The 11,868-nt window shown below is 34.7% G+C and carries 7 protein-coding genes; all 7 read right to left on the bottom strand.

The window, feature by feature from the left end; all coding sequences use genetic code 11:
• Positions 1-40: 40 nt before the first annotated feature.
• Entirely contained in the window at positions 41-481 is a 441-nt protein-coding gene (locus J2W95_RS13970; RefSeq protein ID WP_310008066.1) for a DUF2975 domain-containing protein, read from the bottom strand.
• Positions 482-752: 271 nt separating this feature from the next.
• Positions 753-2,222: a serine hydrolase gene (locus tag J2W95_RS13965; protein ID WP_310008064.1), complete on the bottom strand. Its 1,470-nt coding sequence runs from the start codon at positions 2,220-2,222 to the stop codon at positions 753-755.
• Positions 2,223-2,495: 273 nt separating this feature from the next.
• The gene (locus J2W95_RS13960; protein ID WP_310008062.1) at positions 2,496-3,143 is read right to left on the bottom strand and encodes a hypothetical protein; all 648 of its coding nucleotides are present in this window, start codon (positions 3,141-3,143) and stop codon (positions 2,496-2,498) included.
• Between the two features lie 217 nt (positions 3,144-3,360).
• Entirely contained in the window at positions 3,361-4,113 is a 753-nt protein-coding gene (locus tag J2W95_RS13955) for an SDR family NAD(P)-dependent oxidoreductase (protein WP_310008060.1), read from the bottom strand.
• Positions 4,114-4,130: 17 nt separating this feature from the next.
• Positions 4,131-4,592, bottom strand: a complete 462-nt coding sequence (locus J2W95_RS13950) for an ASCH domain-containing protein (protein WP_310008058.1) — start codon at positions 4,590-4,592, stop codon at positions 4,131-4,133.
• Positions 4,593-5,020: 428 nt separating this feature from the next.
• Positions 5,021-9,511: a T9SS type B sorting domain-containing protein gene (locus J2W95_RS13945; RefSeq protein ID WP_310008057.1), complete on the bottom strand. Its 4,491-nt coding sequence runs from the start codon at positions 9,509-9,511 to the stop codon at positions 5,021-5,023.
• Between the two features lie 22 nt (positions 9,512-9,533).
• Positions 9,534-11,867 (bottom strand): choice-of-anchor L domain-containing protein, encoded by a 2,334-nt coding sequence (locus J2W95_RS13940; RefSeq protein ID WP_310008055.1) that lies wholly within the window; start codon positions 11,865-11,867, stop codon positions 9,534-9,536.
• Position 11,868: the final 1 nt, after the last annotated feature.

Here is an 11,868-nt window from a genome sequence, read left to right as displayed (position 1 = left end):
TGATTGTGTGAGGGACAGAAGTCCATGTTATTAAGTCAAATTATTTCTTTGACTGCTCATAAAGTTGTTCGTTCTCTGATTTTATGTCCAAACCACTTTGCAATATTTTTTCAAATACTGTCGAGGCAGTGGCAACTACGAGACAAACAAAAGTGGTTACAATACATATGGCAAGAAAACCCGCAGGGTCGTCATCTTTATTATGAAATTTCATTATGTATAGTCCTGCCATCACAATTAAGACGCTCAGTACGATTACGCAATATTTTATATCCCTTAAAGTCTTCACCGAGTTTAGTGAGAATGCTTTGTTTTTTCCAATATATCCGAGTAATTTGATCGTTTTATACAGCGCAATAAAAAATGGGATAGACGAAGCATAGCCATACAAAATGAAAGGATCAGAGTAAATGCTGAACAGATCTAAATTCGTGGCTCTCCCTTCAGTCAAGGGGATCCGAATCATGATAGCTAGTGCCATAATACCAATAAGCACAATGACTCCTTGAAGAAATATTGTTGAAATTTGTTTCATGAATGAGTTAATTGTTATTTGATTCTATTACTGTCACCATGTGGTTGCTAACATCCTGCGGCTTGGCGATGTTTGGGATTAAATTAAGCTCATTATGCGGATTTGCCCCACCCGATCGATAGTGAACAGGTGAAGCAATCATTCCAAATACTAACCTAACGTTTGATTAAGCCAATTATCTAAATCACTAGTTTCAAGTGTTAGTTGTAGTTACAAGTTATGATTTTGAAATTTCTTCCAATACTTTTTTTCCGTTTTCATTAGCAGGATCAAGTTCAACAGATTTTTTATAATTTATTATTGCAAGTTTTTTATTGCCGATTTTTAAATAAGCCTCTCCTAAACTATCGTAGACATTACCAGATTTAGGAAAAGCTTCAACATTTATCTTAAAAACTTCAACTGCTTCCTCATTTTTTCCAGACTGTAATAGTTGGTAACCAACGCTATTCATTTCGTCTTCAACGAGCGCATAGGTATCCAATTTTTTAAGTTCCTTTTGTTTTTCTAATCCCGCTTTCAAACCTTCATTCATAATAGTCTCATATAAAGCATCCGCTAATGACATCTTTGGCATATTGAATGGTTTATTATAAAGAATAGCTCTTATAGCTGTATTCATCTCATCTAACTTAGCACTCCCTCCATTACTTAACAGCAAAACCAGCTTTTTGTCTGATGGAATTCTAGAAATCAGTGTATTAAACCCATTTATCCCACCACCATGACTAATAACCTTTAACTTATCTTTTGAATCACCAACTGTAACTTCATTAATACTCCAACCGTAACCATAAAATCCACCTCTTGCAGATATGTATGAACCAAACAATAAATCCTTAGATTTTGCAGAAAGCAAGCGGTCTGTATAAAGTGCCTGATCCCAGAGGTATAAATCTTCAACTGTAGAATACAATGAACCGGCAGCATAAGGTATAGACATATCGAGGTAATTTGCATTTACATAGCTTTTTCCATTTTTTTCATATCCTGATGCTCTATTTTTAATAATTGCTGCATAGTGATCATATCCTGAATTATTCATTAAGAGTGGAGTAAAAATATTCTCCTGTAAACACTGCTCATAGGTTTTTCCTGTGGTCTTTTCGATAATATAACCCAGCAAAAAATACCCCGAATTACTATAAGCAAATTTTTGCCCTGGAGTGAATTCAAGAGGAAGATCGCAAAATACTTTTACAAATGCTTCTGGTGTATAAGGATTAAGACTTACTGTTTTAAAGAAATTAGGAAACGAAGTATAATTTGGAATACCTGATGTGTGGGTGAGTAGTTGATGAATGGTGATTTTATCTCCTGTTGCTTTAGGATAATCAGGAAGATAGGTTGAGATCGGCACATCTAGTTTTAACTTTCCTTTCTCGACTAACTGAAGAATAAGCAAAGCCGTAAATTGTTTTGTAATTGAACCTAATCTATGTTTGGTATCAGGCTGGTTAGGAATAGACCATTCCATGTTTGCCATTCCAAATCCTTTTTTATAAATAATTTTTCCTTGATCTGCTACAAGTACACTACCATTAAATTGGCTATACTCCGAATATTGACTCATTAATTTATCAATCTGCTCGGCTTTATCTTGTCCAACAGAAGCGTTCATTGTTATCAGTTGGATAAAAATAACGGCTATTACTTTTAAAAAAGGATGATTCGGTTTTTTTTTCATGGTAATTGTTGATTAAGTTATTAAATTTTTGGTTTGCTTTCTAAAATAATGTGCAACGTTAGTCAGCGATAAAACTTCAGTCTGATTGTAAACAAATATTACTTTAAATGTTATTATTAAATTTGTGATTTCATATTAAATCGCATATAACGTCCTGTTGCTTAGTGGTTTTGTGGAATAAAGATGCGATATTTTTTGGTTAAACACAAAATTCCCAAATACAAAACAACTTTCTATTAAGTCTATTACCCAAATCCGTTAGTGGTTCATTGCTTATGTTTTTTGTTCTCCCGATTTAATTTGTATAAAGTCTTCATATTTGGTAAAATACTCTAGTCCTAAAACCAATAGTATCGAGCTTACATTATATACTTTCTGCATTATGACTGCCAAACCCAAATAACCAAACCCAAATAGGAAAAAGAAACAGTAAAAAGTCAATAAGCAAATAAAACAGCAGAATTTAAGTAAATGAAGTTTTGACTTTAGGATAAAAACAGTAATAGTAAATAAACCAAACAATGTTAAAATGATCGATATTGTTCCCAGGTCATGCAGGGGCGTTGCAATTAAGAAAATAAATAATATGTTGGTAGAGCCGATAAATTTTAAAATATTAGTCCAATGTTTTGAGGATATTTTTTTTGACATATTGATAAAAAATATTCCATAAGCAACCGAGTGAAATGCCATTCCAATAATTGCCCAAATTCTACCAGGGTTTTCTGAACCATTTATCGCTTTTGCTGCAAATAAATTGCTTAGGAAATTTTTTGACCAGTCAAACCCAATAGAATTTTTGTCAAGCAATGAGCCGCCTGGATAAACTAAGGTTGCTATTACTATCAAAATCACGGAAATGACCAAACATATCAAAACCGAATATTTCTTAACCAATTGCTTAATTGTTAAACTTTTCATTTGTCGATTAAGTGATGCGTTGTAGTAGCTATTAGCAGTTCGTTGTTTTTAGCTATCTATTAAGTGTTGGCTCATTTGGTTTTGGGAAAACTTGTCGCCAAAAAATCAATTCTGAATTCAAGCCCGAGTTCATTTAGTTCTGCTATATTTTTTGAAGTGGTCCGTTTTGTTGTTGTAATTAATTCAGTTTTTGGGAATGTTTTTTTATTAACATCTTTTATAATCCTGCTCCACCACTTGCTTCAATGTATTGACCAGTTATCCAACCCCCGTCTTCACTGCATAAAAAAGTTACCACCTTTGCTATATCATTTGGAGTGCCGACCCTTTTTAATGCGTTCATATTTCCAATACTCTCCTTAACTATTGGGTCTTTAAATCGCTCTTTGTTCATATCAGTATCAGTAGCCCCAGGCGCAACTGAATTAACAGTGATTTGTCTCGAACCTAATGTTGAAGCCAAAGTTGTTGTAAAATTATCTATGGCTGCTTTTGTCATTGCATATGCAATCAGCTCTTGGCGTGGTCGTTTTGAAAGATTTGAAGAAATATTAATAATTCTTCCTCCATTATTCATGATTGAAATAAAATGCTTAGTGATAAAAAAAACAGACTTAACATTCACATTGAACATATTATCGAACTGCTCTTCGGAAACGTTTTCAATACTGCTTTTCTCAAGTAAACCTGCATTGTTAATTAAAAAATCTATTTTTTTATTAGATAAAATTTTGTCCACCTCTGAGAATAAATCATCTATTGAATTCGTATCCATGAAGTCAGCTCTAACTAGTTCACCTTTGCCTCCAATAGCATTCACTTCATTCAATGTTTGTTCGGCTGAAAGTTTATTATTTGTATAATGAATTATCACAAATGCACCTTCTTTAGCTAATTCAAGTGCAATTGATTTACCGATGCCTCTACTTGAACCAGTTATTAAGGCTATTTTATTTTCAAACTTTTTCATTATGTTTTATTTTCTAATTATCGCGTTGTCCAAATTGTTTCAAAATATTCGCAAACGATATCCATTTCTTCATTTGGATATTCTTCAAATTCTTTCATTTCATTCGTGTAATAATCCCAGTGAGTTTTTTTCCAATACTCCAAACTTTTGTCGCCTTCACCTTCTATTAATGCGTAATTGTCAGTTATATTTTTAAACTGTACAATTTCAATCTTAGTTGTCTTAATAATAGCTTTCGGATTATTATCCCAATCGGTCACAATCGCTAAATCACCAATACTTGGAAGAGATTCATTTTTTTTGCTAAAAGACCAAAGTGATGGTGACGTCGCTTGCTTAATTTTTTGAATAACTAATTCAGCACATTCGTCAGCATCTTTTTTGTTATCACAAAAATAAAATGATTGAGGTTCGCTTAATGTCAAATAATCAGGATTATGCTCCTGAAAATCTTTCCAATATTCGGCATTTTTGATCATCTTTTACCAGCGTCACAATTATGGTTACAGCTAACTTATTAATAGGTTTGATAAATTCAGAGGTATCCACCCTAATTTGGGTAGCTTTGTCTGACAATCGTCAGATATAACCTTTTCCAAATATAGCCAATTCTAATTACAATCTTGCAAAGCGTAATTTTTGTTCAGATGAGTACTTTTCACTGTTCGCAGATCATATCAGATCGTTAGGAGATCCAAATTTTAAGTTGAAAGAGTGTAATTGGTTGTCAGAAGAGAGAAAGTCAGCGTACGTTATGTCAATGTTATTGACTTTACTGTTTTTAATAATGATATTACTACTTCTAATAATGACTTTCTTACTTCTGTCTCAAAATTCTTAAATTTTAATGAATTTCATTTGAAGCTAGCTACCGAAGTAGTTCAGATAGCACGCCCCAATGATTATTTTACCTTTTTAGCGAAAAGTGTCCTTTGGCTTCTCGACCATCTTCTAGTTTTATGGAATACCAATAATCATCGGCTGGCATTTGGTTGCCAATGTAAGTTCCGTCCCAGCCGTTGGCTGAAGCTATGACTTGTTTGATGAGTTTTCCATAGCGGTCAAATATAAAAATTTTTGCTCCGCTGTTGAGTGTTTCATTGGCTCCTTTGATGTTCCAATAATCATTATAACCATCATTGTTTGGAGTGAAAAATTTTGGAATTCCAAGTACTGCAATAGTTTTTCGTACTGTTCCACAACCATTTTTGTCATTGACATAAAGATCATGTATGCCTGGAGAAACATTTTCTAATAAATTGGATTCTTGAAAAGGACCATTTGGCAAATTAATGCTGTATTCATAATTTCCTTGTCCGGAAATGTTTGCGGTTACGGTGTTGTAACTAGATAAGTCGGAGATGGATACTGAGTCTAGATGTGCAATATCCGAAGCAGTTACTCTTATGGTTCGTGTCTTGCTGCAGTCTTTTGGAGTAGATACCAATACTGTATAAGTTCCTTCTTCATTGACATCTAGTTCGTAATTATTTTCGTTAGGAATGATACTGCCATCTTTTGACCAAACATATTTGTAATCGCTGCTTGGTGTGTTGTCAATAATTCCAGCATCTAATTTGACAAAAAAACTTGGTAAATTGGAACAAATTAATTGATCAGCATTTTGATTTTCGTTGGTGTCAATATTGGGTTTTGGATTTACTTGAAGTGAGACATAAGCTCCCAATCCAAAGCAGGAATTGTCCAGATTACTGTCTACTCGTACCCAAATTTCTTGCTGATTTGGCGTTGTGTTTCTGTAATTGGAAGGATTTGAAATCGCATTGGTTTCTGCCAAGGCATCTGCTTCATTGGAGTAGAAATTTATGGTATAGTTTGAACTGGACGATGGGAGCAGGGCTTGAATATCTGTTATTACACTACTAAAATCAAAGGATGAAAAACCATCTTTGTCATCATTTGTTAGATCTATAAAATCATCACAAGTTTCAAGGATTCTTTTGAAGTTGGGATTGATTTGGGTTGTTGAAACAATTAAATCCAATTGTGCAACACTAAAACATCCATTCGAATTTTCGACTCTTGTCCAAACACTTTTATTGGAACTTGTGTAGGCCAATGCATTTGAAATAAGCGTTGCGATGTCTTTTGTGTTTGCCCCTGTAGAAGAGGTGTAATAGGTAAATGTCTCGTTGGTAGAATTGGCAGAAACAAAGTTGTTTTTCTCGGTTAAATTAAAGTTGGAAATTCCATCGGTATCATCATCGCATTGTACGATTGTGATAGGTGAGTTTACTACTGGTAAAGCAAAAATCACCAATTTTATGGCATCTGCAGAAGTTAATCCGCAAGCATTATTGTTTCTGTTTAAAAGAACTCTGTATTGGTAGTTATTCATCATTGCACTAACATTTTTAGTAAGCAATGTTGTAGTATTAACTCCAGAGTAAATGGCATTGTTTACTAATGAATTCCAAGTATTGCCTCCATTCGTTGAAAGTTGCCATTGGAAACTATCAGCATTGGATTCAATAGTAAAAGTGGCATTTTGCAATTCGCAGATGCTTTGAGTTTCTGGCTGTTTGGTTATTATAATTGGTACTGCAATAATATAATTACCATTTGGTATGGTGTAACCATCAGTTTTGCTGGTTACGATTCCGTTGGCGTTTACTGTAACAGGTATATTTCCTAATAGACCGTCAAAATTGGGATCGGTAAATCCAGCTTCTATTACATCATTGCATCCATCATTGTCGCTGTCTGTTTCGCTGTGATTTTTTATGCCATCTCCATCTGTGTCAGAAACGGTGTAATTTAAAATACCAGTGTCTGGACTTGTTTCTAGCGAGTTGGATAATCCATTGGTTCCAAAAGTAGAGGTATCTATAATTCCGTTCTTGTCACTGTCTTGTGTATTACTCCCTGATTCAACTAAATCGTATATACCGTCGTTGTCACTGTCCAAATCTAGATAATCTGGAACATTGTCATTGTCGGTGTCGATTGAGGTTGTTATGGGTTCAAAGACATCATCAAGTCCATCAAGATTCGTGTCTGTATTGGATAATGCTTTAGGGATTTTTACGGCTTCAATAGCATCTGGTATACCGTCGTTGTCTGAATCTAAATCCAATTGGTCCTGAATTCCATCACCTTCGGTGTCTTTAGGGATGCAAGTAGCAATAAGTTTGAACGTCGATTTGTTTCCTGTAGAATCCAATAGATTTTTATGGGTGATTTTAAATGATTTGGTCTGATAGGATTGGAATTTGAAGGTGCCACTTCCAGCTGAGAGAGGAACAGTGCCATTTAGCCTAAAACGAATTTCAAATGATGAAAACTGGGTAACTCCACTTTCATAAATGCCGTCATAATTAGTGTCAATCAATAACTGATTGGTTGGGTTCAAAACGGTAACGGTTTTATCAATGTCTGAATTGATTATATATTCGGAATCTGTATTTAATAAATCGATAGTATTTGCAGTCGAGACGTACTCTAAACTAAGATTTATGGGTTTGGCAAAACTCAAGTTATAAGTTACCGAAAAACCTTTTCCTGCCATGACTTCGGTGACAAAACTGCCATCAGTTTTACCTGTAAAAGGCGTTGCAGCAGCAGGTGTACTACTGATAACCGAACCAGAAAAAGAATTGAAATAGGTCCCTGCAGTCACAACTCCCGAATTTGGATTGGAACTATTTATGTTTTGACTACCAAAGGATTCAGTACAATTTAATATTCCGTCATTTTCGTAATCAATATCGATATTATCATTGGCTAAATCATTGTCGTAGTTTGTTGGACATTCACTCACCGGAATTTTATCCGAGAATACATCGCTGATACAGCCTGAGATACTACCTTTTACCTGATAAAAACCAGGCTCGGTTGGAGTGTAGTTATTATCTGTAGCGAATGGAATCGTAATATCGTTTTTATACCACTGAAAAGAATCGTAGGAGGATAATGTGTTGATTTTTAACGATACGTTTGGTATGCAAGAGGAATTGGCTAACGATATTTTTCCAGTTACAATTTCTGGTTTCAAGTCAAAACCGGAATAATAGCCTCCATAAGTTGCCGCGCCATTTGTTCCAAAATAAGAAACATAAACTTGTTTAGTGGACTTCACTGCTATATTTCCAGATAAGCCATATACGGTGTAACGTACAAATTTTGAATTTCCTGTAATAGCAATCGGAGAAGTAGCAATCGGATTATTGTTTAATAAAACAGTGGCTCCAGATTCGGTTACAATATTTAAGACACCACTAAATGATGTACCGCCTATAGATTGGATTTTCGGAATATTATCAACCGTATTGGGAGTTGAACAATTTATGGGAGGAACAAAAAATAAGTTTTGATTGGCAGGAGAGTCCGATCCTCCAATACTTTGATAAGCAAACAGATTTTCGGTTGCGGTAACGTATAAATTCCCATTGATAAATTGACTCCCATCAAGTACCAGGTATTCTCCTTTGCTAAGTGTTTTGAATGGTGACACATTTCCATTGAGGAAAATTTGTGTATTATCGGAATGAGCAACAAGTAATACACGTTCCAATTCGTCTGTTCCAATTCCTTTTACAAATACATATTCTTTTCCAGTTTTTTCCAATGAAACAATTTGGTCAAAACCTACATCTCTTCCTGTAGGAACGAATTCACCGTCATTTTGATTTAATCGGGTTTCTGTACTGTTGCTTCCTCCAAACGAACCCGAATTTACTACAACGGGTTTATTTGAGGTTACTAATGCACCAATTATTTTTGAGCTATTTGAAATTTTATTGCCCCCATCATAGTTTTGTAATGCAAGTACGTAACTTTCATTTTTGTTCAAAGTAACGCTAATTGGTCCTGAAAAATTAGGTTGATTTAAAAGCATAGTTCCGTATTGAAGACTTGAAATGGTGATTTTAGTTCCGTTTTCAGTAGCAAGTATAGAAGCAAAATTCAATAGTGTTATATCAAAAAGAGGATTCAGCATTGCTCCTAATCTAAAAATGGTTCCGAGTGCACTATTTCCTTTCGAAACTAATCCTCCAGCGTGATTATACCCCCCGTTAGTGTCGATTCCGGCATTGACTCTGACGCTTACATAGATTAAGTCTTCAGCTTCTATTACGTATCCTTTGTTGGTTACGACTCCGGTAATGGTTGTTGGAGTGAATAGTTGTGTGTTGTCTCCTGTTCCAATGTCATAACGATAAGGATTATTACTGTTTACGGTTCCATATATAACACTTCCACCGTTGGGAATTATTTTAAAATTCACATTGGTAAGACTGGGTGTTGAGATGTATAAATAGTGATCTTCAACAAATCCATTTGCTGAAATTAATGGAGGGATATAATGTGTTTTGCTGAACTGAGCAAAACAACTTAAGTTGAAAAAGACTATGAGGAGGAATAAGGTATTTTTCATTTGTTAAAAATATTGAAAAAAGCTATCTTTTTAAAGAAAAATGCCCTTTTATTATTTTTCCATCTTCAAAGGTTAAGGTAAACCAATAATCATCTGAAGGAAGACTTTTTCCGGTATAAGTACCATTCCAACCACTGTTTGTAGCGTTAAGCTGTTTTAATAATTTTCCATAGCGGTTAAAAATAGCTATAGTTGATTTTGGTAGCGCGTCCAGATTTTTAATTATCCAAGTATCATTATATCCATCATTATTTGGTGTAAAAAAACGAGGGTAATCAAGGATATAGACTTTGTAAGGAACTGAAGTGCCACAACCGTTTTTGTCTCTCGCTGTCGCCCAATAAATTCCTGCGGTTAGCCGATTAAAAACCGGACTGTCTTGGTAATAATTGCCGTCTAATGAAAATTCGTAATCGCCATTTCCTGAATACGAAATTGTAACAGAATTTTCTGTTCCGGAAAAATCAGAAACGGTCACACTGGTAATTGTTGCAATTCCAGAAGATTTAACAATGAATTTTTTTGTTTTTTGGCAACCTTCCGAGTTTGTCACAATTACGGAGTATTCACCTGGAGCTGTAACGTTTGTGGTATTAGTTGTGTCGCCGTTACTCCATAAATAACTGGAAAATCCGCTGTCAATAGTTAAATCTTTATTGGCTCCATCGCATAGTCCAATTGTTTCGTCCTGAAAATTGGGTGGGTCAAACGAAACAATATTAAAAGGTACTTTTATAATTCCATAGCAGTCTGTACCATTTACTATTCGAGCAAATAGAGTAGGATTTAGATTGTCTTCAAAGTAACCATAGTTATTTTGTAAGAGATTTTTTTGAGAAATAGCATCATTCATATTTCCATAATATTCAACAATCAATCCAGGGGGTAATCCGTTTAAGATTTGTGGGGTTACTTGAGAATTTAGATTTTCATAATTAGGTCCGGCAAGCCTATCTAAACAAACTTTTTGTATTGGACTTTGTGGTGGAATATTGTTGTTAGGAATAATTAATGTAAGTTGGGCATAATTGGCACAGCCAAAGTCATTGCTCACTCGGGCTGTAAGCGTTTCATTTGGTACCGAATTAGTATAGGCTGATGGATTTTGTATCGGATTCGTTTCATTTTGGGCATCAGTCAACGATTTATAATATACCAATTTTGTCAGTTTGGGGTCGTTGTTTTTAATGATATTATCTACTTTAGTTAAATCAAATACTGAAATACCATCACTATTATCATCACATTGGTAAAGGGTTGTATTGCTTAAAATGATTTGCGGAGTATATTCTATTTTTATTTCAGCTTCAGCAGTACAGGCGGTTGGAGATAAAATGACTTTAACTTTATAAGTTCCAGGGTCAGTAATAGTAATAGTTGGGTTTAATTCGTTTTGAATTGGTGTTGTAGAACCGTCTTTATACCATTCGTAAGCATAAGATACAGGGAGTTTGGTGTCAATAGTAAAGCTTTCACCATAACATAAAGGATTGTTAGTTGCCGATGTACGGTCAGGGCCTAAGTCTATATCTGCAGAAAAACTTCCAGCTTCTAGGAATATGGCTGAATCATAGTATTTGTATTTATCATCTGCAATTACTAATTTGATATGATATGTTTTACCGATAATTACATCAGTATGAGCATTCATTTTTACAATTTGGCTACTATAGTTAATTGGACTTGTAGCATCATTATAACCGCCAAAATAGGATTCATTTACAGCAGGACAACCTGAATGAGGTGTTCCTAGTGGATCTACTACATCATTTATAGTTGGATGGACATTCTTGGAAGATACAGGAGTTGTGGTTCCAGGTAGTACGGCAATATTTTTATAGTTATCTGCGCTTCCTTTTTCCTTAATTAGAAAAGCAAATGCATCTGAGAATTCACAGGGAAAATGCAGTTGGTATTCATTGGATGCAAAAATATAGTTGAAACTGATGGAAGTGGTTAAAGGAATAAAATCAAATTCCAGCACTGTGGCGTTAATGCTGGTGATTCCTAATGTTTGATCAAGATCTGAATCTCCAAGCCATGAGCTATTCCCAGTACCTCCACCGTTTGTATAAGGACCTATTGCTTCTTTACTGGTAGAGGTAGATAATATAACACCTTCTCTAATTGGGAAATTACTGGTGCCGGCATTGAAATAACCATAACTTTTTTGACCTGTAGTAAAGTTGTCTCCCGTTGCATAGGGACTAGAAACTCTGGCACAGTCACTTTTTACCAAAACATTTTCTACCAGTTCTTGCGCAGTTTTGGTATCATCAACAATAATATACTGAGCACTTGCAGCAGTAGTGAAAGAGTAGAGTACTAAAAATAAAAGATTTTTTATACTGTTCATA

It is taken from the genome of Flavobacterium granuli (genome assembly GCF_031456055.1).
Lineage (GTDB): Bacteria > Bacteroidota > Bacteroidia > Flavobacteriales > Flavobacteriaceae > Flavobacterium > Flavobacterium granuli_A.
This window is presented reverse-complemented; position numbering and strand designations above follow the sequence as displayed.

Excerpts from the sequence above, each read along its gene's own strand:
- J2W95_RS13970 (WP_310008066.1), bottom strand. The coding sequence starts at position 481 with ATGGCACTAGCTATCATGATTCGGATCCCCTTGACTGAAGGGAGAGCC.
- J2W95_RS13965 (WP_310008064.1), bottom strand. The coding sequence starts at position 2,222 with ATGAAAAAAAAACCGAATCATCCTTTTTTAAAAGTAATAGCCGTTATT.
- J2W95_RS13960 (WP_310008062.1), bottom strand. The coding sequence starts at position 3,143 with ATGAAAAGTTTAACAATTAAGCAATTGGTTAAGAAATATTCGGTTTTG.
- J2W95_RS13955 (WP_310008060.1), bottom strand. The coding sequence starts at position 4,113 with ATGAAAAAGTTTGAAAATAAAATAGCCTTAATAACTGGTTCAAGTAGA.
- J2W95_RS13950 (WP_310008058.1), bottom strand. The coding sequence starts at position 4,592 with ATGATCAAAAATGCCGAATATTGGAAAGATTTTCAGGAGCATAATCCT.
- J2W95_RS13945 (WP_310008057.1), bottom strand. The coding sequence starts at position 9,511 with ATGAAAAATACCTTATTCCTCCTCATAGTCTTTTTCAACTTAAGTTGT.
- J2W95_RS13940 (WP_310008055.1), bottom strand. The coding sequence starts at position 11,867 with ATGAACAGTATAAAAAATCTTTTATTTTTAGTACTCTACTCTTTCACT.